At 49.6% G+C, this 21540-nt stretch carries 25 protein-coding genes; 11 read left to right on the forward strand and 14 right to left on the reverse strand.

The genetic code is table 11. The features are described from left to right. Nucleotides 1–59: 59 nt before the first annotated feature. From LHL18_RS06175 to LHL18_RS06190, 4 genes are all read right to left on the reverse strand, one after another. Nucleotides 60–1688, reverse strand: coding sequence for a methyl-accepting chemotaxis protein (locus tag LHL18_RS06175; RefSeq protein ID WP_226766223.1), 1629 nt, complete (start codon nucleotides 1686–1688; stop codon nucleotides 60–62). A 217-nt stretch (nucleotides 1689–1905) separates the two neighbouring features. Then, complete coding sequence (locus tag LHL18_RS06180) at nucleotides 1906–2265, reverse strand: response regulator transcription factor (protein ID WP_226766224.1); 360 nt, start codon at nucleotides 2263–2265, stop codon at nucleotides 1906–1908. A 100-nt stretch (nucleotides 2266–2365) separates the two neighbouring features. Further along, entirely contained in the window at nucleotides 2366–3001 is a 636-nt protein-coding gene (locus LHL18_RS06185; RefSeq protein WP_226766225.1) for a response regulator transcription factor, read from the reverse strand. Continuing rightward, a complete protein-coding gene (locus LHL18_RS06190; RefSeq protein WP_226766226.1) occupies nucleotides 2998–4404 on the reverse strand; it encodes a PAS domain-containing sensor histidine kinase in 1407 nt (468 codons plus the stop codon). The genes LHL18_RS06185 and LHL18_RS06190 overlap by 4 nt, the downstream gene beginning before the upstream one ends. A gap of 296 nt (nucleotides 4405–4700) precedes the next feature. Here LHL18_RS06190 and LHL18_RS06195 point away from each other — a divergent pair, with 296 nt between their 5' ends. Further along, nucleotides 4701–5627, forward strand: a complete 927-nt coding sequence (locus LHL18_RS06195) for an ABC transporter ATP-binding protein (protein ID WP_226766227.1) — start codon at nucleotides 4701–4703, stop codon at nucleotides 5625–5627. Then, on the forward strand, nucleotides 5624–6385 hold the full coding sequence (locus tag LHL18_RS06200; protein WP_226766228.1) for an ABC transporter permease: 762 nt from the start codon (nucleotides 5624–5626) through the stop codon (nucleotides 6383–6385). Before LHL18_RS06195 ends, LHL18_RS06200 begins: the two co-directional genes overlap by 4 nt. On the opposite strand, the gene LHL18_RS06205 is transcribed toward LHL18_RS06200, so the two are convergent. The 5 genes from LHL18_RS06205 to LHL18_RS06225 are packed head-to-tail and all read right to left on the reverse strand — an operon-like array spanning nucleotide 6375 to nucleotide 10446. Beyond that, on the reverse strand, nucleotides 6375–7247 hold the full coding sequence (locus LHL18_RS06205) for a hypothetical protein (protein ID WP_226766229.1): 873 nt from the start codon (nucleotides 7245–7247) through the stop codon (nucleotides 6375–6377). The genes LHL18_RS06200 and LHL18_RS06205 overlap by 11 nt on opposite strands. After that, entirely contained in the window at nucleotides 7244–8098 is an 855-nt protein-coding gene (locus LHL18_RS06210; protein WP_226766230.1) for a DUF6999 family protein, read from the reverse strand. The genes LHL18_RS06205 and LHL18_RS06210 overlap by 4 nt, the downstream gene beginning before the upstream one ends. Next, the gene (locus tag LHL18_RS06215; RefSeq protein WP_226766231.1) at nucleotides 8088–8774 is read right to left on the reverse strand and encodes an iron-containing redox enzyme family protein; all 687 of its coding nucleotides are present in this window, start codon (nucleotides 8772–8774) and stop codon (nucleotides 8088–8090) included. The genes LHL18_RS06210 and LHL18_RS06215 overlap by 11 nt, the downstream gene beginning before the upstream one ends. Next, nucleotides 8771–9877 (reverse strand): beta-ketoacyl-ACP synthase III, encoded by a 1107-nt coding sequence (locus tag LHL18_RS06220; protein WP_226766232.1) that lies wholly within the window; start codon nucleotides 9875–9877, stop codon nucleotides 8771–8773. The genes LHL18_RS06215 and LHL18_RS06220 overlap by 4 nt, the downstream gene beginning before the upstream one ends. After that, the gene (locus LHL18_RS06225; protein WP_226766233.1) at nucleotides 9874–10446 is read right to left on the reverse strand and encodes a diguanylate cyclase; all 573 of its coding nucleotides are present in this window, start codon (nucleotides 10444–10446) and stop codon (nucleotides 9874–9876) included. The genes LHL18_RS06220 and LHL18_RS06225 overlap by 4 nt, the downstream gene beginning before the upstream one ends. Nucleotides 10447–10695: 249 nt before the next feature. Here LHL18_RS06225 and LHL18_RS06230 point away from each other — a divergent pair, with 249 nt between their 5' ends. From LHL18_RS06230 to LHL18_RS06250, 5 genes are all read left to right on the forward strand, one after another. Next, complete coding sequence (locus tag LHL18_RS06230) at nucleotides 10696–11073, forward strand: CsbD family protein (RefSeq protein ID WP_226766234.1); 378 nt, start codon at nucleotides 10696–10698, stop codon at nucleotides 11071–11073. Further along, the gene (locus LHL18_RS06235) at nucleotides 11057–11899 is read left to right on the forward strand and encodes a BON domain-containing protein (protein WP_226766235.1); all 843 of its coding nucleotides are present in this window, start codon (nucleotides 11057–11059) and stop codon (nucleotides 11897–11899) included. The genes LHL18_RS06230 and LHL18_RS06235 overlap by 17 nt, the downstream gene beginning before the upstream one ends. Before the next feature lie 99 nt (nucleotides 11900–11998). Beyond that, the gene (locus LHL18_RS06240) at nucleotides 11999–12724 is read left to right on the forward strand and encodes a GGDEF domain-containing protein (protein ID WP_226766236.1); all 726 of its coding nucleotides are present in this window, start codon (nucleotides 11999–12001) and stop codon (nucleotides 12722–12724) included. 128 nt (nucleotides 12725–12852) lie between these two features. Beyond that, nucleotides 12853–13269 carry a DUF4398 domain-containing protein gene (locus tag LHL18_RS06245; RefSeq protein WP_226766237.1) on the forward strand — a complete coding sequence of 139 codons (417 nt, stop codon included), beginning with the start codon at nucleotides 12853–12855 and terminating at the stop codon, nucleotides 13267–13269. Continuing rightward, nucleotides 13266–14207, forward strand: coding sequence for an OmpA family protein (locus LHL18_RS06250; RefSeq protein ID WP_226766238.1), 942 nt, complete (start codon nucleotides 13266–13268; stop codon nucleotides 14205–14207). Before LHL18_RS06245 ends, LHL18_RS06250 begins: the two co-directional genes overlap by 4 nt. A gap of 25 nt (nucleotides 14208–14232) precedes the next feature. Here the strand turns inward: LHL18_RS06250 and LHL18_RS06255 are convergent, their stop codons facing one another. Next, entirely contained in the window at nucleotides 14233–14967 is a 735-nt protein-coding gene (locus LHL18_RS06255) for a Crp/Fnr family transcriptional regulator (RefSeq protein WP_226766239.1), read from the reverse strand. A 116-nt stretch (nucleotides 14968–15083) separates the two neighbouring features. Then, nucleotides 15084–15842, reverse strand: coding sequence for a Crp/Fnr family transcriptional regulator (locus LHL18_RS06260; RefSeq protein WP_226766240.1), 759 nt, complete (start codon nucleotides 15840–15842; stop codon nucleotides 15084–15086). 302 nt (nucleotides 15843–16144) lie between these two features. Here LHL18_RS06260 and LHL18_RS06265 point away from each other — a divergent pair, with 302 nt between their 5' ends. The 3 genes from LHL18_RS06265 (at nucleotide 16145) to LHL18_RS06275 (ending at nucleotide 17497) form a co-directional block, all read left to right on the forward strand. Next, nucleotides 16145–16537, forward strand: coding sequence for a PRC-barrel domain-containing protein (locus LHL18_RS06265; protein WP_226766241.1), 393 nt, complete (start codon nucleotides 16145–16147; stop codon nucleotides 16535–16537). A gap of 134 nt (nucleotides 16538–16671) precedes the next feature. Continuing rightward, entirely contained in the window at nucleotides 16672–16818 is a 147-nt protein-coding gene (locus tag LHL18_RS06270; RefSeq protein ID WP_226766242.1) for a lmo0937 family membrane protein, read from the forward strand. Nucleotides 16819–16840: 22 nt separating this feature from the next. After that, nucleotides 16841–17497, forward strand: coding sequence for a GGDEF domain-containing protein (locus tag LHL18_RS06275; protein WP_226766243.1), 657 nt, complete (start codon nucleotides 16841–16843; stop codon nucleotides 17495–17497). Nucleotides 17498–17526: 29 nt separating this feature from the next. On the opposite strand, the gene LHL18_RS06280 is transcribed toward LHL18_RS06275, so the two are convergent. From LHL18_RS06280 to LHL18_RS06290, 3 genes are all read right to left on the reverse strand, one after another. Beyond that, a complete protein-coding gene (locus tag LHL18_RS06280; protein WP_226766244.1) occupies nucleotides 17527–19527 on the reverse strand; it encodes a cache domain-containing protein in 2001 nt (666 codons plus the stop codon). A gap of 100 nt (nucleotides 19528–19627) precedes the next feature. Further along, nucleotides 19628–19876 carry a GNAT family N-acetyltransferase gene (locus tag LHL18_RS06285; RefSeq protein ID WP_226766245.1) on the reverse strand — a complete coding sequence of 83 codons (249 nt, stop codon included), beginning with the start codon at nucleotides 19874–19876 and terminating at the stop codon, nucleotides 19628–19630. After that, nucleotides 19873–20139 carry a hypothetical protein gene (locus LHL18_RS06290; RefSeq protein WP_134053111.1) on the reverse strand — a complete coding sequence of 89 codons (267 nt, stop codon included), beginning with the start codon at nucleotides 20137–20139 and terminating at the stop codon, nucleotides 19873–19875. Before LHL18_RS06290 ends, LHL18_RS06285 begins: the two co-directional genes overlap by 4 nt. Nucleotides 20140–20291: 152 nt before the next feature. On the opposite strand from LHL18_RS06290, the gene LHL18_RS06295 reads away from it, so the two are divergent. Continuing rightward, the gene (locus LHL18_RS06295; protein ID WP_226766246.1) at nucleotides 20292–21527 is read left to right on the forward strand and encodes an NRAMP family divalent metal transporter; all 1236 of its coding nucleotides are present in this window, start codon (nucleotides 20292–20294) and stop codon (nucleotides 21525–21527) included. Nucleotides 21528–21540 lie beyond the last annotated feature (13 nt).

Genomic DNA, 21540 nt, shown 5'->3' on the forward strand with positions numbered 1-21540 from the left:
TCCTGCTGAGCTGGTGCAGACGCTTGCTGCAAAGCAAGTCTGCCGATCCGGTTCTGAAGTTAAAATGCAAAGCGGTCAACTAACCCCGCTAGGTTGACCGCGAGTTTGGACAACTCCTGGCTGGCTTGTGATGTCTGGCTGGCGCCGGCAGCCGTTTGAGTTGATAGATCGCGAATTTTCAGCAGGCTCAGGTCTACTTCTCTGGCTACCAGCGCCTGTTGTTCCGTTGCCCCGGCTATTGTCAGATTACGTTCATTAATCTGCGATATTGCCCGGGTAATTTGCTGTAGCGCCTGATCGGCAGCTTTAGCCTGTTGCAATGTGGTTTCGGCTTGCTGTGCGCTGAACTGCAATGAATGCACTGTATCAGCAGTTTGCTGCTGTACAGTGTTAATCATGTTTTCAATTTCCAGTGTTGACTGCTGAGTACGTTGCGCCAGGGAACGTACTTCATCTGCGACAACAGCAAAACCGCGGCCACTTTCGCCCGCTCTGGCAGCTTCAATAGCGGCATTTAACGCCAGCAGATTAGTCTGATCAGCTATAGTGCGAATCACTTCCAATACTTTGCTGATATTTTGAGTATCAGTGGCCAGACTTTCGGCTTTGTGTGAAACCGACATGACATTGGTAACTAAGTCTGCAATCAGACTGATAGATTGCGCTACCCGCTGATTACCATCTTTGGCTTCACGGTCAGACAATTGCGATAACTCTGATGTCGAAACGGCATTGCCAGCAACTTCATTTACTGCTGAGGTCATTTGCGACATAGCAGTTGCTGTCAGCTCAATTTCATTACTTTGCTGTTGTAAATCATTGGTACTGGCCCAGATCACGGTATTCATTTCTTCGGTCGCTGATGCCAGTTGCACTGCAGAATCCCGAATATTCTCAATCACATCTTTCAGGTTTTTTCGCATCACATTCATCGCGTGTAGCAGTAATGCCGGCTCGTCTTTGCCAGTGCAATCTATGTTCTGGCTTAAATTGCCGCTGGCAATCGTTTCTGCTGCAAATAGTGCTTTGCGAACAGGTAAAACAATACTGCGGGTTAAAATAATAGCCAGAACTATTGTCATCAACATGGCCAGAAACAAGGTGAACTGCACCAGCTGCGTCGATTGCTGATAGCTTTGCTCATTATCGGCAGCGGCCTGAGCAGAACCTGCTTTGTTAAAAGCGATCAGTTGTTGTAGATGCTGGCTGATACTGGCTCCGCCCTGACTAAGCTGCAAGCTTAATGACTCTGCCTCTGCATCCGTCAGATTGTGTTGCTCAGCCAGGCTAATGAGTTGGTTTAAATCGTCGAAGTATAATGTCAGTCTGCGTTCCAACGCTGTTAGCATTGCTTGTTCAGCGTCGCTCAGATGTCGCTGGTGATATTGTTGTTCAAGTTGCAGAATGTCTGCTGTCGCCTGATTAATCAGAGCTTTGCTTTTTGCTCTTACATTAGTGTCTCTGCTGGCTCTGAAGCGTTGTCCTTCCAGCCTTACAGTGCCAATTCTATTATTCAGCTCCAGCAAGGTGGTGATACCAGCTAGCCAGTGCTGGTCAATCTCTTTGGTAGCCTGATTCAGCTTTTCCAGCTGCGACAAGCTGAAACAGCCTAAAAACAGCATTACAGCGGTGAGTAAGGCAAAACTACTGGCAGCTCTTTTACCGATAGTTATTTTTCTTAGTAGCATAGAAAACTCCTTCATAACATTACACTCCTGGTACCAGTGCCGTCATCGCTTATGGTGAATGGTGGGCCGGCATAGTGAGCCTTGTGACTTTGAGTTAATGTTAGGGTAAGAGGGGAGGCGAAACACTTCTACCAGGGGTAAGGAAAACTAGGGAAATGGTGTTAGCAATTAAAACCTTGGTATAGATGACGGCCGGAATAAGGCCGTCGACATGACGTTACAGCACTGCCTCCAGTGCTTTGAGCATTTCAGCCGAACTGAAAGGTTTGCTGAGAAAGGCAGTAGCACCGAGCGCAAGCGCTTTGCGCTTCAAACAATCTTCAAAAAATGCGGTAAGCAGAATAACCGGCACAGGCGGCTGCATCTGTTGTAACGCAGCCAGCACGTCAAAGCCATTCATCGCGGGCATCTGCACGTCTGAGATAACACAACTGACTTCAACTAAATGCGCAGAGGCCAGTAATTGCCGGCCGCTGGAAAAGGTTTCAACGTTAAAGCCAAGGCAGCGAATATAACTGTCCAAAGCGATACGTACTGAATCGTCGTCATCAAGCACATAGATCAAAGGCGGTTTCACTGCACGCTCCAAACCCGGTAACTAAGCTATACAGGGTTTTATATTTTGACTGACGGGCAGTGTAACTGACTAAACAAAAGAGGGACATTATACCGGGGTATTAGGCTTTATTCAGGCTCAGCTGCTCAGCCATCCGAACCAATTCAGCAAAATTTCGCGCCTGCATTTTTTTCATCATATTGCCACGATGAATTTTTACTGTGATCAGGCTTAAATTCAGCTGATCGGCAATCTGCTTATTGAGCAGCCCGGACACGGCCATCCGCATGACTTGTTGTTCTCTGTTGGTTAGCGAAGCGAAGCAGTTACGTAATGCATCAGAGACAGAACTGGCCGCTAAACGTTGCTCGGCTTTTTGTAATGCTAGCGCAATAGCGTCGAGTAAATCCTGTTCACGAAAAGGTTTGGCGAGAAAATCTACAGCACCAGACTTCATCGCTTTTACCGTCATCGGAATATCACCATGGCCGGTAATAAAAATGACCGGCAGATCAATGCCTTCTGCCACTAGTTGACGATGAAAGTCCAGACCATTGGCAAATTGCAGACGTACATCGAGGATCAGACAACTGGGTACTGCGGCCAGGCTGGTTTGTTGAAACTCCGTAACACTGGCGAACACGCTCGCCTGTAAACCAACAGAACGTAGTAAGCTGCTTAGCGAGTCCCGCACGGCCGGGTCATCATCCAATATATAGACAATGGGTTGTTTAACGCCAGGCATTGACTTAATCACAGCACTATCTCTGTTAGTTGCGGCAACTGTAAGCAGAATGCTGCACCGGGTTCTGCCCGCTGTTCTGCCCACAAGCTACCATGATGTGCCTCTGCTATGCTGCGGCAAATGGATAAACCCATGCCCATTCCCTCTGCTTTGGTGCTGTAAAATGCATCGAATAATAATGGATGGTCGGCCGGTGTAATACCAGTGCCTGAGTCGGTTACTGTTACCTGCCAGCTTTTTAGCACCGCAGTTAAGCTAATGCTTAATTGTCGCTGTGTTAAAGCGCTGTGCTCCATCGCCTGTATGGCATTGACCAGCAAATTAATCAGGATTTGCTGCAGCTGAATTTTATCTCCGGCAATCCAGGCTGGTTCTTGAGGCAGCGTCAGATGGCTTTGAATATGATGTCGATGCAATTCTTTGTCAAGCAACAATACCGACTCGGAAATGACCTCGCGTAAATCCAGTTGAGTTAAAGTGATAGTGCCTTTCTTTGACAGTGTGCGGATCCGTTTTACCACTTCAGCGGCTCTGTGTGCTTCTTTGACAATAGCACTGATGCAGGAATTAATTTCAACCTGGTCCGGTTCAGGCCGGTTCAGCCAGCGTAATGATGCTTCAGCACTCATACTGATAGACGCCAGTGGCTGATTAATTTCATGTGCCAGTGACGCTGACATCTGACCTAAGGTACTGAGGCGGTTTGCTTGTTCCAGAGCTGTCTGCAATACCCGTAACTTGTCGTCGGACTGACGGCTTTCTGTCAGATCATTGTTGCTGATTAGTATTGAGCGAGCCTTCCCTTTGGCATCCCGTGCGACAGACCAACGGCTGGCCACTATTACTTGTCGCCCTGACTGATGCTGTTCGGTAAGCTCGCCTTCAAAATGACCGGTTGCCAACAACTGTTGCATAGCGCACTCAGGTGTCGCAATTAACTGATACAGAGACTGGCCTACGGCTTGCTGTCTGCTCCAGCCGTACAGCTTACAGGCCCCCTGATTCCAACTGGTTATAACGGCGTGCATATTACAGGTTAAAATGGCATCGTGAGTTTGCGCCAATAAATACACTTGTTGTTGTAACTGGGCTTTTGCTGTTTGGCTTTTCAGAGCCAGTACTGTTGTTATGGCGATAGCCGCCAAACTGACCAGGCAACGGGCAAAAGCCGCACTTTCCAGTACAGCGCCATGCGACATAAAAAACGCGGTGAGGGTCAGTGCCATACACAATACACTGACCGCTATCACCCCCTGTTTTGAAAGCAGTTCAACAGCCATCAGCACGACGATGACATAAAGCACCGCAACCGCTATTTGTAAGGATGTAAGGGTATCTGCGATAAAAATAACCGTGGTGATAACAACAGCAATAACGTACATCAAGGCACTGGCGGAACGATGATTGACCAGCATTCGATTTTTTTACCCTCTACTTTGCAGAGTATCTTAAATATTAAATGGCCTGTACGGAACCGCTACTATCTGCAAAACTCCGACAAGATACCACTATACCAAGGTATATAGATAAAGCGTGACACTGTTGTTTGTAGCAAACTTGTGAAACCAGGTAGTTTCAGTCAGACCACGCCGAAAGTCTTATACTATTTAAGATTCAAGCTGAGTATTCAACATTACGACTTCGTTGTTGACGGTTTTTGATAGTGGCTAATCTAATCTGGTAAAGTTTATTTAAGCTCACAGGAGGTCAGGTGCAGTCTGTTATTCAGGTTAATCAATTAAGTAAGACCTATCCGTCAGGTTTTCAGGCGCTGCAGAATGTGCAGTTAGAGATCCGGCGCGGCGAAATTTTCGCGCTATTGGGGCCAAACGGCGCCGGAAAAACCACGTTAATCAGCATCATCTGCGGTATTGTAAATCCGGGCACAGGCTCTGTGTTGGTTGATGGTCTGGATATTGTTAAACAATACCGGCAGGCCCGGCAGCGTATCGGGCTGGTACCGCAGGAGTTGTCGGTCAGCATTTTTGAAACGGTCTGGGATACAGTTAGTTTCAGCCGTGGGTTATTTGGTAAACCGGCCGACCCGGCCTATTTACAGCAACTGCTAAAGGACTTGTCGCTGTGGGATAAAAAAGACAGCAAAATTATGGCGTTGTCTGGGGGCATGAAACGGCGGGTGTTAATTGCCAAGGCATTGGCGCATCAGCCGCAGATCCTGTTTCTGGACGAGCCTACTGCGGGTGTCGATGTTGAACTGCGCCGGGATATGTGGCAAATGATCCGCCGGCTGCGTGACAGTGGCGTGACTATTATTCTGACCACGCATTACATTGAAGAAGCAGAGGACATGGCTGATCGCATCGGCGTCATCCGGGCCGGTAAGCTGGTGCTGGTCGATGACAAAAGCAGCCTGATGCAAAAGCTGGGTAAAAAGCAACTGTTGCTGCAGTTGGTTGAACCGCTACCTGAAATTCCGCCTGCGCTGGCAGCGTACCAGTTGCAACTGTCTGCCGACAACAGGCAACTCATCTACACCTATGACGCACAGCAAGAGCAGGCCACCATTACTACCTTATTGCGTCAGCTCAATGGCTTAGGTGTAGAGTTCAGCGATTTGAATACGCAGGAAAGCTCACTGGAAGATATCTTTATTGGCCTGATAGGAGATGCTGCATGAACTTTTACGCTATTAAAGCTATTTACCTGTTCGAGCTGGCGCGTACCTGGCGTACTCTGATGCAGAGCATTGCCTCGCCGGTATTGTCTACATCGTTGTACTTTATCGTGTTTGGCTCAGCGATTGGTTCGAGAATGGTCGCTATTGACGGTATCAGCTATGGTGCCTTTATTGTACCCGGCCTTATCATGTTGACCGTACTGACGGAGAGCACCTCTAATGCTTCTTTTGGCATTTATATGCCAAAATTCTCCGGCACTATCTATGAGATTTTGTCGGCGCCGATTTCAGCCATCGAAATTATCCTTGGTTATGTCGGGGCAGCTGCCAGCAAAGCTATTTTGCTTGGATTAATTATTCTGCTGACAGCAAGATTTTTCGTCGACTTCAGTATTGAACATCCACTATGGATGCTGGCATTTCTGGTGTTAACCGCCATTAGTTTTAGTTTATTCGGCTTTATTATCGGTGTGCTGGCAAACAGCTTTGAGCAACTGCAGATAGTACCGCTGATGGTGATTACACCGCTGACATTTTTAGGCGGCAGTTTTTACTCGATCAGCATGCTGCCGCCACTGTGGCAGCAAATAACGCTGTTTAACCCTGTGGTATACCTGATTAGCGGCTTTCGCTGGAGCTTTTATGGCGTGGCCGATGTTAACGTAGGCCTGAGCCTGGCGATGATTTTATTGTTTATGGCACTGTGTATCGGTGTGATCTGCTGGATTTTCCATACCGGCTACAAAGTTAAGGTTTAACTGGTGGTGTCTGCAGGGCGATGTTCAGTTGAAGTTGCAGTGCGGCAATAACGGTGTGTTCACGCCAGTACTGGTTATGCGACAACGGGTTCCAGCTGGCGGCCAGCCAGCCGAAAAAGCCACCTGCGGCATTTACGTCGATATCCGTAACCAGTGCTGCATAGCTGTCAGACAAGTCGGCCAACGGCCAGCCTAACACATCGTCTTTATCGTAGTAGTTATGCCAGATAAAGTCGTGGCGGGGGTTGGTAAAGGGCACAATTTGTTCAATGGCGTGGGCGGCAACAAAAATCGGGATATTACAGCCGGTTGTAATCAAGGCTGTTAGCCGATCGCCACGTAAAAAAGAAATATCATCATCGGTTAATGGTGTATCGCCGCTGATACCCGCCTGATAACGTTTTATATCCCGCCAAATACCGGCGGCAGGTTTAACGCCGGCTTTGGCTTGTTGCGCATCCCATAAATAGCATGACAACACATGACAGCCCAGCGAGTGTGCCAGTAATACCAGTTTGCCATCTGCGGTCAGTTGCTGTTTGGCCAGATACAAGGCGCGGGCTATTTTCAATTGGCTGTAATGGTACAGGCTGTGCGGCTGTTCTTTGCGATGTTCCAGGGCGGCAGCGTCGGCAAAACCGAATAACATAAAGCGGCGCAGCTTACTCCAGCGCAGCCTGAACCCCGTGGCTTGCCACACCCGCTGTTCGTTATATTGCAGTAAATCCTGATAATACACTGTGCCGCAATACAGCTGCGCAGGCTGCACCAAGCCCTGTTGCACCGTCTGGAATAACATTGCCGCGTAGTCGGGTTCAGTTTCGCCCATACCGTGTATCGTTACCAGTGCAACCTGCTTCATACGTCAGTTTTCTCTGTGCTATAGCGCTGCTGCAGGTAGGCATACAAGTGCTCGGTAAAAAAACCGTGCATTAAAAAACGCTGGCCCAGGTTCCAGGGCCCGACCAGATAATGCGGATATTTGTTATAGGCCATTTCAGTCAGAGTGTTATCGCCAACTAAGTGGCCAATACGGATGGCAATAGACTGATCGAGGTTAAAGCCATTAATCGCATCGCGGTATTCTTCACGCGTTAGCAGCAAACAAAATAAGCACATAAACAACGCATGCGAGGTTTCAAAATCCAGCTTTTGTGTGCGTTTTTCCTGCAGCTGAAACTGCGCCATATCAAGCGGTTGCCAGTGTTGCCAGTTAAGGCCTGCATTACTGAGTGGCATGGCTGGTTTTTGATGGCGGCCAAGTTCAGCAAACAGGCGAAACAACTCCTGATCGTGCTGCACAAAGCTGGCATGCTGCATATCGGCAATGCATTTGGGGTAGAGTTGTACCGGTGTTGCGCTGTCTGCCCCGCCGTTGGCCGCCAGAAAATTCAGGATATTCGATTCTGTGGCGTAGTGACGTAAAATCAGTAAGTTCGCTTCTTTGCTGACAAAATGTGTACAAAACCAGCAAATCAGCCGCTGCAGCGTGGTGTGGGCACTGAATTGTGGTAGCGGCAGGCGCTTAAACAGCCAGGTAAGATGCAGCAAAATGGCGAAAATAAACTGCAGCAGCGGGCGGATACTCCAGCGCAGCGGGTTCTGTAGGTCTTTTTGCCATAAATCCAGTGCAGCTTGTTCAATTGGCAACGAATTGTCATTGGCGATAGCTTTTATATAGGCGCTGGGGCCGCGATTTGGCTTAATACTCATTATCGGTTTCCTCCAGCTGCAAGCAGTACAGTCTCGCGGTGACACGGGCGGTACGCACTATAGCGCTTAGCTGCTGAGGGCTTTGGCATAAACGGTCAATCAGCTGATACAGCTTTTGCATATGGTCGTCGTCGTTGGCGCCGTGGTAGCGCATAAAACGGGTATAGCTGCCGTCGCCGCTGGTGCAGTTGTCTATCTGGCCGGCCCAGCCGCTGGCCATTTTTTGCCCCAGGCCTTCGATTATCCACATAGCGCCAATTAAATCGACCGGGTTAGGCTGGCTTGCACGGTACATTAAAAAACCATGTAATGCCTCAGTGCCAACATTACGCGCTGCACCCTGAATATCGCTTAAGCTGCCACCTGCAGCCAGATAATCCTGCTCCAGCATTTCGTAGTCGCGGTGCTCTTCGCGGGCATGACCGATGATTACCGAGCGCACATCGCTGTAATCGCGGTCAAAACTTGAGGCACAGCGGCTGATCCAGCGCGAGCCTTCAATAACCTGCTGGCGCCAGTTTAGCAGCAGCTGACAATAATCGGCTTTGCTGAACTGGCCGCGTTCAAGCCGTTGCAGCAAAGGTACCCGGCCAAGCTGCCGTTCAAATTCAAACCACACCCGCATCAGGGCTTGTAAACATTGTTGCCCTTGCGGGCTTAACAGCTGCTCGGTCATGCTTCCACCACTGTCAGTTGCATATAAGCATTATTAAAACGGCCGCTTTCGGGCACCATACATAAGATAGTATCGCCAACACTGTATGATTGAGTGCGGCGAAACTCGTCCAGCATAATAAAAATGGAGGCGCAACCGGTGTTGCCGCGGCTATACAGGTTGCTGTACCACTTATGTTCGGCTACGCCGACACCGGCGCGCTGCATCATGTCGAAAATTTTGCCACGAAAATAATGTGACGAGTAATGGCATAACACATGGTCGATTTTATCCGCCTGCACCCGGCCTTCGGCGATCAGGCGCAAATAACCATCAACCCCCAGCTTGACAATATTCTCCAGCAACCTGACATCTTGCCGTATCAGCAGGGCGCCATCAGCTTCGGCGGCGGCATAGGTTGGGTAATCCTGCCAGCTGCGGTTGATACTGTTGTCTGTCGGGTAACCAACGCTCATGCATACCGGGTAAGCATCGGCATGGGAAAAACTGCGGATCCAATCAATGCGAAAGCACTTATTCCGTGGCTGGTTTTCCAGCAGCAGGGCGCCGGCGCCGTCTGACAGCATCCAGCGCAGAAACTCGGCGTTAAAATCCGGTGTGCTGCCCGCCGCCTCATAGCGGCTGGCTTTAAACAGGCGCGAAGTCAGTTCACTTGCCACTACCAGCGCATTTTGCTGCTCACCGGCTTTCAGGTTAGTAAAAGCGGCTTTTAGCGCCATCATACTGCTGGAGCAAATACCGTGGCTGCTGTGCAGCTCTATATCGTTAAGCCCAAGCTCGGCCTGCAGCATAGAACCAAAGCCAGGCAGCACAATATCGCCCTGGCTGGTGGCTGCGCTGAGCATTTTTACCTGACGTTTGCCGATAAAACTCTGACTCAGGCAATGCTCAGCGGCTTTAGCTGCCATAGCGGCATTCGAAATGGTCGTGTTGTGGTTGGCATCTATGGCGTAGTGGCGGAATTTAATACCGTTTGACTGCAAAATACGCCGTTTCAGCCGGCTGGGTTTGCCATGTACATAGCCCAGCAACGGTTCCATTTCGTCATTACTGATGGCCGGTCCGGGTAAGAAGTGGCCGCTGGCGGTAATATAAACACTCATACTTTTACCTGCCGCTGTTTTAATGCTGCCAGCAGGCAGCGCAGGTTTTCTTCCATGTAAGGCAGTACACATACCAGCGCCATAAAGCCAAGGTAATACGGCAGGTAAGTGTCACCGCCGTGGGCGTATGGCATGCGGGCAAAGTAAAACTCGCCCTGCCAGTCAAAGCTGATTAACTTAATAAACACCGGATAATTAATCACGATGATCAGCAGCAGCATATAAAGCGGCAAAGTGGCCAGATAATTGTGGGCATGCATTTCCCAGATACTGATATGCCGTTTCGGTGCGGCATAGTGTACGTCGTAATGCGCCACGGCCTCATGCGCCAGCCAGGCGGCTATACAGATCAGCATAATCAGTACATTTACCTGAAACAGCAGGCACAGCAAAATAGGTATCGCCATCTGAATACCCATTAACGAGTGCACCAGCGATTCTTTTAAGCCGGAGGTATGTTCAATGCGGGTGGCGCGGTGGCAGCACCAGTCAATAAAACCGGCGATACCCCAAAGAGGCAGAAACACATAAAGCATTAACTGGATCAGTAACTGGTTGGTTTGCAACACCTTACTCCTGTTGGTGCGAATACTGCGCCGTACTATAGCTTAAGGTTAATGGTTTGTAGATGAATTTATGTGATTTGACTGCTCAATAAAGGGTGTTGCCGGGTACTTATCTTAAAGCGCCAATGCCTGAATAACATCGTCATTAATTTTTGCTATGCGCGTTGGCGCACCGACAGTTGCGCAATATCAGGTTAGATTAGATTTTCAGCCAGTACAGCTTTGTATTGGTGGTGTTACAACGAGGTTTATATGAACAAGTTCAGTGAACAAAATCGTATTGAAAAGTCAAACCGGATGGATAAAGCAGACAAAGCCAACAAAGCTGAGATGGCAGATAAAATGGAAGCGACGCCAGCTACTACAAAAACTATAAAAGTCACCCCAGCTGCCGGCATGAAAGGTAAATGGCCTCAACAGGTCAAAGCGGCCAAAAGCCAGTGGGGTAAGCTGAGTGAAGCCGAGATCCTGAAAAGTGACGGTAATCCGAAGCAGCTTAGTAGCCTGGTGCAACAGCGCTATGACATTAGCCAGGATGTAGCTGAAAAGCAGGTTAATAGTTTTCTGGACAAATGTAACCTGGCACACCCTTGTATAAGTGAAGGAAGAGAAGATGAACAGGTTACCTAAAACACTATTATTAGCTGCCGCTGTCGCTCTGGTACTTGGCACTAATCCGGCCCTGGCTATTGACAAAATGTCGGCGAAAGACCAAAGCGGCTCTGTTGTTAATGCGCGGCAGGAAGCACAAATATGGACCACCTATGCGCTGAGTCCTTATCTTAGAACCAATGATATCACTGTGACTGTCGAAGATGGCAAAGTGACACTCAAAGGTAATGTGGAAGAAGATGTGCATAAAGACCTGGCCGCTGCTATTGCTGCAGGGGTGGATGGGATCAAAGATGTCGACAACCAGATAAAAGTAGATGCAGATTATAAAAAGCCTTATGACAGTAGCAAACGCGGGTATGGAGATATGGTAGACGATGCCACTATTACCGCAGCGGTAAAATCCAAGCTGTTGTGGAGTAAACATACTGAAGGTATGGATACCAAAGTAGTTACTCATAACGGCAAAGTCACCCTAAATGGGAATGTCGCAACTCAGCAGGCAAAACAGCAGGCAGAAAAGCTGGCGAAAAATACCGATGGTGTGCGCTCGGTAGACAACAGGCTGCAGATAAATGACAAAATTGCGTTTGTGAACGGCGATAGAGAGCAGGGAGCCAGCAAAAGTAACGTTATCTCAGACAGCTGGATCACCGCTAAGGTGAAATCTATGTTTTTGTATTCCAGTAATGTGGCAGGTACAGACATTTCGGTAAATACCAGTAAAGGCATAGTGACTCTGGCCGGCAAAGTAGACAGTGGCGCAGAACAGGCATTAGCCATTGAACTGGCACAGAACATTCGCGGTGTAAAAAGTGTCTCGTCAAAGCAGCTTATTTTCTAAGCAGGCAGCTAACCATACTAATGTGTGACAACGCACATTAGTGCATGTGGTGAAGGGCCTAAGCTACGTCCGTGTACGAACCTTTGTAAAAAGGAGCTTATGATGAACGAACCTCAGGATTGTGATCCATATCAACTGCGCAACACAGTATTGCAGTTGCATACCAACGATTTGCAGGCCGAATTGGTAAGAATGCGCTGCGACCTTATGCTGCAGCAAAATATATGGCGCGAGCAGCAACAACAAGTATTGCATGACAATCAATTATTACTGCTGGCATTGTTTTATGCCGGAGCGGTTAATGTCAGCACCAGCGCCCAGCTAAAGAAGTCGGTGCACGATGGTCAGTGTGATCCGCTGACCCAAATGCTTAACCGCAATATCATGCAAGACCGTATTCATCAGGCCATAAGTCTGGCCAAAAGACAGCACACCGCTTTTGCGCTGTTATTTATTGATTTAGATAACTTTAAACCAGTAAACGATCAATTTGGCCACAGTGCCGGAGATGCCGTGTTGCAGCAAGTCAGTTGCCGGTTAAAAACGGCAATTCGTGACAGTGATGCGGTTAGTCGCCATGGCGGCGATGAATTTTTATTGCTGCTGAATAATACAAAGCACCAACGGGATGCCAATGTGTTCGCGAACAAGCTCTGTCAGTTACTGGCGCAGCCCTATCAGCTGCCGCAAGGTACAGCACAGCTCTCTGCCAGCATTGGTATCGCCCGGTTTCCGGCCGATGGTGACTGTGCCCAGGCGCTTATCAGCTATGCGGATGCCGCTATGTATCGGGTAAAGCAAGCTGCGGCGGTTAACACGCTATAAAGCATCTGCAACAGACATAACAAACATATCGCCTTATGCGCGCCAGCGCACCGATAACAGCGGTGTGCTGCGTCATAGTATGCTTAGGGCGCACCTTGGCTGCTGCCCTTCACCAGCAGGAGCTGCAAATGAACATAGCCACTCTTTCCGCCCGAATAACGTCTTTATACCATCCGGCCAGGCGCGCGCTGCTACTCAGCACTGCCGTACTGTTGGCCGCCTGCGCGTCTGCTCCTAAAGCTCCCTCAGCTGAATTGATGGCTGCAGAGCAGGCTATAGCAAATGCAGAGCGGGCACAGGTTATTCGCTATACCAGTACCGAACTCAATATTGCCCGCAATGAGCTAACAGCGGCCCGCAGTGCTGTAGCCGCGAAAGATATGCTGCGGGCGCGCCAGCTTGCACTGCAAGCCCAGTTAAGTGCCGAACAGGCTATGGCCAGAGCTGAGTTTATTAAAGCGCAGGCGATAAACCAGGATATGCAACAAAGCATTGAGGTGTTGCAACAAGAAGCGCAGCGTAATCAAGCAGGAGTGAAACCATGAACATTATCATCCCCTTTGGCAAGACACTGCTGGGTCTTAGCTTGTCTGCCTTTTTACTGACAGGCTGTGCCAGTGCGCCAAAAAGCCCGCTTGCGGCAGCTAATGTGCGCCAGCAACTGACACAGCTGCAGGCAGATCAACAGTTGGCGCTGTTAGCACCGCTGGCAATTAAAGATGCTGAGCAAGCCGTCAGGCTGGCAGAGCAACCGGAAAGAAACACTATGCTGGTTGCACACCGGGTAACGATGGCCGAGCGCAAAGTGACGCTGGCAAGTACCCAGGCACAAACCCGGCAACTGGAGCTACAGCGCGATGCATTAAGCCAAAAACGCGATGATGTCCGGCTGAACGCCCGCACCCGCGAGGCTGCCAATGCCCGCGCCGATGCCGTTGATGCCCGCAGTGATGCGGAGTTGGCCCGTGCGCAGGCCAATAGTGCCAGAGCCGACGCCAGCAACGCACGACAGGCAGAGAATGCAGCTTTATCAGCCGCCGCTACAGCACGGCATCAGGCCGAACTGGCCGCACAAACTGAAGCAGACTTAAGAGGACAAATTGTTGAGTTAAATGCCAGACCTACAGAGCGGGGGTTGGTTGTCACGCTGGGGGATGTACTGTTTGATAGCGGAAAAGCGAGCCTGAAAAATGGTAGTAGTAACTATCTGGACAAGCTTGCATTATTTTTAAATGCCTACCCCGAGCGTACCGCCGAAATTGAAGGGCATACCGATGATGTCGGCTCTGACGCAGCTAATATGCTGTTATCACAGCGCCGGGCAGACACAGTAAAAGCTTTTTTACTGGCGCAGGGGATCGAGGACCGCCGGCTGAGCGCATCTGGCAAAGGTGAAGCTGTGCCGCTCGCTGCCAATACCACTGCAGATGGACGCCAGCTAAATCGTCGGGTAGAAGTTATTATTGCCAATACCTATGAGTAAACAACGCTCCAGGGGAGAGTTGCGCTTACAGCCTGTCTGAACCGCCACCCAATTCGCCCAGCACTGAATGGTAATCATCGAGTGCAGACTGATAGCACTCGCAAGCAAGGCGCTTTAGCGCCTTTCTGTCCAGAATGCTAATTATGCCTCTGCTGTAGCTGATAAGTTGCTGCTGCTGCATTATGCCGGCAGCTACCGTTACGCCACTGCGCCGTACACCCAGCATGTCAGCCAGAAACTGATGCGTCAGGAAGAAATCGTTGCAATGGGCACGGTCATGGCTCATTAACAACCAACGGGCCAGACGTGGGCTTAACTGGTGAAAGTGAGCGCAGGCCGCACTTTGCGACAGCTGCGACAATTGTACAAACAGGTATTGTTGCAAAATATGTCTTAAGTGGGGGGTGTGCGATAGCACGTGCTGTAAGTCAGTTATCTCAATACGCCAGGCTGTCCCCTGGCCCTGCACTACGGCTTGCATAGGCGCCTCGCTAATACCAAGTGCCAGTGTGACGCCCAACATACCCTCGCTGCCAATCAAGCCCATCTCCAGTGGCTTATGACCTGCCAGTTTCGTTACCAGCGAAATAAAACCACTCAGAGGAAAGTACAGATAACGGTATGGTATTTGCGGTTCACACAGAATGTCAGCGAATTTAAGCTGCACCACATCGCAGTGTTGTAGCAGAGTATGGCGATCTGTGTCGGCTAACAATTGCAGTAAGTGGTTAGTAATGAGTGGTGTTCGCATGGTGGGCATAGTAAAACTCCCAGCACTGGCAACGCCGCTATGGCACAAGACGGGTGCTGTGCAGCCTTGAGCGCTAATAGTGCGCTTGATTTCGGTTGCCGTCTGTGCGGTCAGACACTGACAGGTCAGGATCTGGCCTGGATGGGTAACAAGCGGTCTGTTTCTGCTTTTACTACTGCGTAACACTCACAACTCAGCTGTTCCAGCTTGGCGCGGTTGGTTACCAGTATATGGCCTCTGCTGTAGTCGATAACGCCCTGCTTGTGCAAGCGACCAGCGGCTTCGGTCACGCCTTCCCGGCGCACACCGAGCATATTGGCAATCAACTCCTGGGTCATCACCAGATGGTTGTCTTTTAACCGATCCAGAGACAGCAATAGCCAACGGGACAGCTGTTGTTCAATACTGTGATGGCGGTTACAGACCGCGGTTTGCGCCATCTGGGTGATTAATGCCTGTGAGTAACGCAGCATCAAGTGCAGTAGCTCACCATGGCGGTTAAACTCATCCTTCAGGCGCTGGCCCAGCAGGCGATAGGCAAAACCGGCACTTTGCACTATGGCACGGCTGGTGGTGCTTTCGCCGCCCATAAATAAGGCGACACCTATTAAACCGTCGAAGCCGACGACAGATATTTCCGCCGAGGAGCCGTTTTCCATCACATACAGCAAAGACACAATACAATCGGTAGGAAAATACACATAACGCATCACATCACCGGACTCATATAATACCTTGCCCAATGGCATTTCTACCCGCTCCAGGTGTGGAAATAACCTCTGCTGTACTTCCGCAGACAACGCATTCAATAGCTGGTTTTGTGTTGGTGTGTGGTTGGCGACAATCGCTGTGCTGTTTTGCAATGGCTGAGAGTGCCCTTGCATGTTAATTACCTTTTAGTTTCGAAATGGCCGTTAAGTATAGTTAACTTAAAGGTTAACTCTGTGCGCTATCGTACATAGCAGCAATGATAGCCTTATTTCTGCTTAAGAGTGTTTTTGCTGAGGTAACGCTGCGCGTATAGCCGTGTTAAGCAACACGTGCTAAATACGCTAAGAAAAAACCTATAGATATTGCCGTTCTGTGTTGCAACGCACAGAGCAGTCGGTTGTATTGAATTAGACTGAGATCAAAGCTGCTGCGACAACTTTGTTTGCCGGCAGGCTTTTAAGCAGGAGCAAATATAATGAGAGACGAACAACGCAGTACTATAGGTACTCTTAAAGGTACTTTGCATGGGCCGGGTCCCCATCTTATGGGAGCGAATACCCTATTGGGTAACGATGTTTTTAACCACAAAGAGGAAAGCCTGGGCGATATCAAAGAAATTATGCTGAATGTTGGCACTGGCAAGGTTAGCTATGCAGTGTTGTCATTTGGTACTTTTTTGGGAATGGGAGAAAAGCTGTTTGCGGTGCCTTGGGATGCGCTGAAACTGGATACGCAAAACAAGCGCTTTGTGTTGGCAATTGAAAAAGAGCGATTAAGTAAAGCGCCGGGGTTTGATAAGCATAAGTGGCCAAATATGGCCGATCAGGCCTGGGCGAAGGGCATTGATGATTACTATTCTGGGCTCTGAACATACCAGTACTAAATACTGAATAACCTGGCCCGCTTATCTGCGGGTTCTTTTTATGTGTTACCCAGCGCACATACAAGGTGTAGATACTGCGGCATAGTTAAGCTCCATACATCGTTAACAGGCATAACCTTATGTTGGAAACCATTGTCGTACTGCTGATTGTTTTATGGTTACTTGGCCTGGTGTCTTCCTACACTATGGGTGGTTTTATTCATTTGTTACTGGTTATCGCACTGATAGTTATCGTAATACGTTTAATACGCGGCAGGCGTATTTGACTCCGGTAGACAAGGAGGATTTATGCAATACAACAGAGGGGGCATCGTTCAAATTTATGCCGAGGCTGCGTTGCCACGGAAGATAATGTCATCCCCCAGACGCAGCTATGCCCAATTGCAGCAGGCGTTAGCATTGGCTGAAGCAGTTACCGAAAGAACCTTATGTGAGATGCTGGCATTGCGACAAAGCCAGCAGGGTCATACCAGCGATGTTGCTGACAAGCAGCAAACTCAGCAACAGTTCCATCAGCTGATTAAACAGTCACAACGAACCAGCAAGGGTTTTGCGGTGCTATTTGTGCAATTAGATCAGTTCCGCGCCATTTATCAACAACATGGAGCAGGAGTAGCAAAGCAGACCAGTGATTTGGTGCTAACGAAATTAGTAGCAGCAGTTCGGGCCTGTGACCTGGTAAACCAGCGAGCCAATGGTCAATTTCTTATACTGATAACAGATGTCAAACGAATTTATGATGCGGTATTGGTCGCAGAAAAGTTAATGCAAAAACTGGGAACGTTTGAAGATTTATGTCCGCAACCCCAGCCTATTTCAGTCAGTATTGGTATCAGCCGCTATCCGCACGATGGTCTTGAGGCAGGGTTGCTTATAGAACGCGCTGCGGCCGCTATGTCGCATGCTGAGAGTCGTGGCGGTAATCAATATTCTTTGTTGCGCTGATTTTCTCAATACAAAAGCTGTTGTACTTATCAGCAGCCGGCGGTTATCTGATATTGCAGTAACAGGCAGGCAAACAGCTGATTCTGATAACCGTCGCTGGTTTTATACTCGCGGTAACCTTTAGTCGGTGCAATGGCTACCAGATAGCGCTGACCGCCCAGTTCGCACTGTCGCGTCAGTGCTTGTTGTAATGCCTGTTGATAAAACGCTGCCGGTAGTGGCAGCACTGTACCGGCCTGCCATTTAGCGTTTACGGCGGAAATAACCTGGCCGCTGGCATCGGTAAAGCAGGCACTGTAGCCGGCTTTTATTCCGCCGTGCTCATCTTTGGGCAAAATATCGCTTAGCATGGCGCTGAACTGCGGTGTGCTGTCAAACACCAGGCCAATACCACCAATAACCTGTTCGCTATGGGATGGGTGAAATAGCGCTGCATTGTAGATGTAGGTGGGTTGCTGCTGATACAGCTGGCTTGGCACAAAGTCGCTGACGGCATATTGCTGCGGCTGTGACAGTTTAAGACAGGCTTCAGCAGCGCTGCCTGCTTCCATTACGCCGCCCGCATCGCCGGTTGAGCTGGCGACAAGCTGTAACCTGGCATCATATAAATAAATCGTCTGGTAAACCGTATACAGGCCATTGATGTAGGCCAGTTGTTGCGCCAACGCCTGGCGCTGTGCATCCGTAATGTCAGGCTGGGCCAGTGCCTGACGGAAACTGGCATTTTGTGCCCACCAACGACAATCATTGGCCCGCTCGTATAAATTGCGGTCCATGATATCGGCAGCCAGTTCAGCCAGAGTCGTCAGCTCAAGCAACTGGCTGTGCATAATAGTGGCAGCCAGTTCATCGATAGAAGATGAGAACACCTGATAGATATCCTGCCCGATGCCTCTGATGGCATTCAGTACCGGAATAAATTCAATTGCATGTTTGCGCGCTGCCGCTATTTCGCCGTTTAGTACAATCAGGCTGAGTTCGTCATTAACCTGCATCGACTCGAGTTTAATTGCTGACAAGGCCGGGAACAGGCCGGTCTCGGCCAGTGTGTTGTCAGTGACCGGCAAGGTAGACGTTTGTGTCAGCGTATCCAGCGGCGTCCACATCTGTACCTGCCAGCCGGGGCCGTAGTACTGCTGATAACCACGGCTGCTGGCAACGCTAATCAAATAATTTTTCTGTTCATGCCGGTGCAGCTTCAGGCGCTGTACTGTTTCAGCCTTACTCAGTACAGGCAGTTTTGTTTGATCCGAGCTGAAGGCAACACTGCCATCGGCAGTAACCAGCGCCATCATACTGTGCTGATTGGCTATAAGGAGTTTGCTGAAAATGGTGTGCAGTTCATCAGCGATATTAAAGCACAGGCATAATACTCCCAGTACTTGTTGCTGTGCGTCGTATACCGGTTGTGAGTAAATCAGACTTAAGGCTTTATCCGGCTGTAAATCAGAATAGCGGCAGGTTTCGGTATAGCTGCTGCCCTGGGTCAGGCTAAGTTGCAGCAAAGGATCATTCGAGTGCGTTGCGCTATGCTGCTGGTTAAGCCGCAGTAAAATACGGCCATCTGCAGCCAGCAGCACAACATCGTCATACACCGAATAGTTTGCTACGTAATGCTGCAGATGGCGCAGCAAAACGGCTTGCTCTGTCTCCTGCGTATCAGCTTGCGCCATAAACTGACAGATTTGCTGATCGGTTGCCAGAAAGCCAATATCTGCAGTGCGCTCAAACAGGTTGCGTGTTAGCACATCCATCGCCATCTGACAGCAGGCTTTGTCGTACAGCAGCACTTTGCGGGTTTGTTCCTGCAGCAGGTTGTCTATCAGTGTATGTTGCAACAGATTAAAACGCTGTTTGGTGACATCCATACTGGTTAAAATGTCGGAGCCCAGCCGCAGGCTATTGATTTTGCCGATCAGGCTGACTTTGCCCCACCAGTCATCCAGTTGCTGCAGTTTTACTTCATGGCCCTTAACGCCAGGCATGGTGGCTTTAAGCACTTCTTTATGTTGTTCAACAAACTGCTGCATAACCTGTTACTGCTCCCTGCTTTGCCATTAACGGCCCGGCAGGTTATGCAAACAATTTGCCAATTCAGGGAAAAAGACGCGCAGTGGCTGCGATAACGGCCTAGCGCAAGAACTTCTGCACATACCAGCAGCTGGCAGTTATCTGGTATTGCTGGGCTTTGGCCCATGCCAGGCCGTGGCGTACCAACTTCTCTGCAAGGCCTTTACCGCGAAATTCAACCGGCACAAAGGTGTGGTGAAAATTGATGACCTTGCCCGTTATTACATAGTCCAGTACAGCTTCTGCACCATCCAGGTGCAATACAAAGCGCTGCTGCTGTGGTTGATGTTGCACTTCTGCGGTTGTCACTCGTCATCTCCGAGCCAGGGCGTTTCAGGCAGTTGTGCCAGGTGGGCAGCATAACGTTCTAAATTAAAACTTTGCTGATGTTCAATCACATCGATCATTTCCGGTGCCAGGGCGCAGGCGATAAGCTCAATAGCTTCATCCCGGCTGTGGCCTGTCATGCGCAGGCGCATCAGGGTTTCGGTTACCTGCTTCGGGTAATTGTCGGCCAGCTGGTTCTCGACAACTTCAAATAACATGGCCTGATCAAGCAGTTCTTCGCTCATAAATACCTCAGTGTTGTAGCGGCATGCGGCCAGTATGGAAGAATTCGGCAGCATTGCCAATGTACAGCAGAAAAAACCGCCTACCCAATAGTAATTAGACGGGGCTTTGGCTAAGCTGGACGCAACAAAAATTACCATACAGAACAATAACTATGCAGCAACATACTGGCTGGCGTAGCCGTTTTCAGGCATTAGGGCCGGGTATTCTGATGGCAACTGCCGCTATCGGTGGTTCGCATTTGGTAGCATCAACTCAGGCTGGCGCCTTATTTGGCTGGCAACTGGCATGGCTGATTCTGCTGGTCAATGTGCTGAAGTATCCGTTCTTCCGCTTTGGCGTAGAGTATACGTTAACCCGCAAAGAAAGCCTGTTACACGGCTACCAGCGCAAAGGCCGCGGCTATTTTTATAGTTTTATTGTGCTGAATGTTATTGCTGCTGTCGTCAATACAGCAGGTGTACTGTTGCTAACCGCCAGCTTGTTGCAATACGCGTTGCCTGGCAATATTTCAGTGACACTGTTGTGCTGGCTTATCCTGGCACTATGTTTGTTTATTTTGCTGTTGGGCCATTATAAGGCGCTCGATAGTGTCTCGAAGCTCATCATGACGTTACTGACGGTTACTACGGTAATAGCAGCGGTGATTGCCTGGCATAACGGTGCTCAGGCACCGGCCGGTTATGTTGGCCCGTCGCCGTGGACATTAGCCAGTTTAGGTTTTCTGGTTGCGCTGATGGGCTGGATGCCTGCACCGATTGAAATTTCTGCTATCAGCTCACTGTGGTTACAGGCGAAGCAACGGCAAACACATATTACCCGCGCTCAGGGCCTGTTTGATTTTAATCTAGGTTACTGGCTGACAGCGGCGCTGGCGCTGGTGTTTCTGTCACTGGGCGCGCTGGTACAGTATGGCAGCGAGCAGCCAATAGCCTTGGCGGGCACTGCTTTTGCGCAGCAGTTGATGCAAATGTACGCCAGCACTATAGGTAGCTGGGCTCAGCCACTGGTGGCTTTTATTGCCTTTTTATGTATGTTTGGTACCAGCATTACGGTGTTGGATGGCTATGCCCGCACCTTACATGCGTCTTTTGAGCAGCTGGGGGTTATCAAACACAAAGCGGCGCTAAATTACTGGTTATTGGCACAGGCTGCTGCCGGTATGGCATTGATCCTGTTTTTTAAAGCGGCTTTGGCGCCAATGCTGACGTTTGCTATGACACTGGCGTTTTTAACCACACCGGTATTCGCCTGGCTAAACTACAGCCTGATGCGTGGCGACGGCGCTATAGTGCTCAGTAAACCGCTGAAGCTGCTGAGTTGGCTGGGCTTAGCCTATCTTATTGGCTTTGCACTATTATTTTTGCTTTGGTTTGCCAAAGTGCTGTAATTGAGCAGCGCCG

Origin of the sequence: Rheinheimera aquimaris (genome assembly GCF_020531985.1) — a bacterium.
Lineage (GTDB): Bacteria > Pseudomonadota > Gammaproteobacteria > Enterobacterales > Alteromonadaceae > Alishewanella > Alishewanella aquimaris.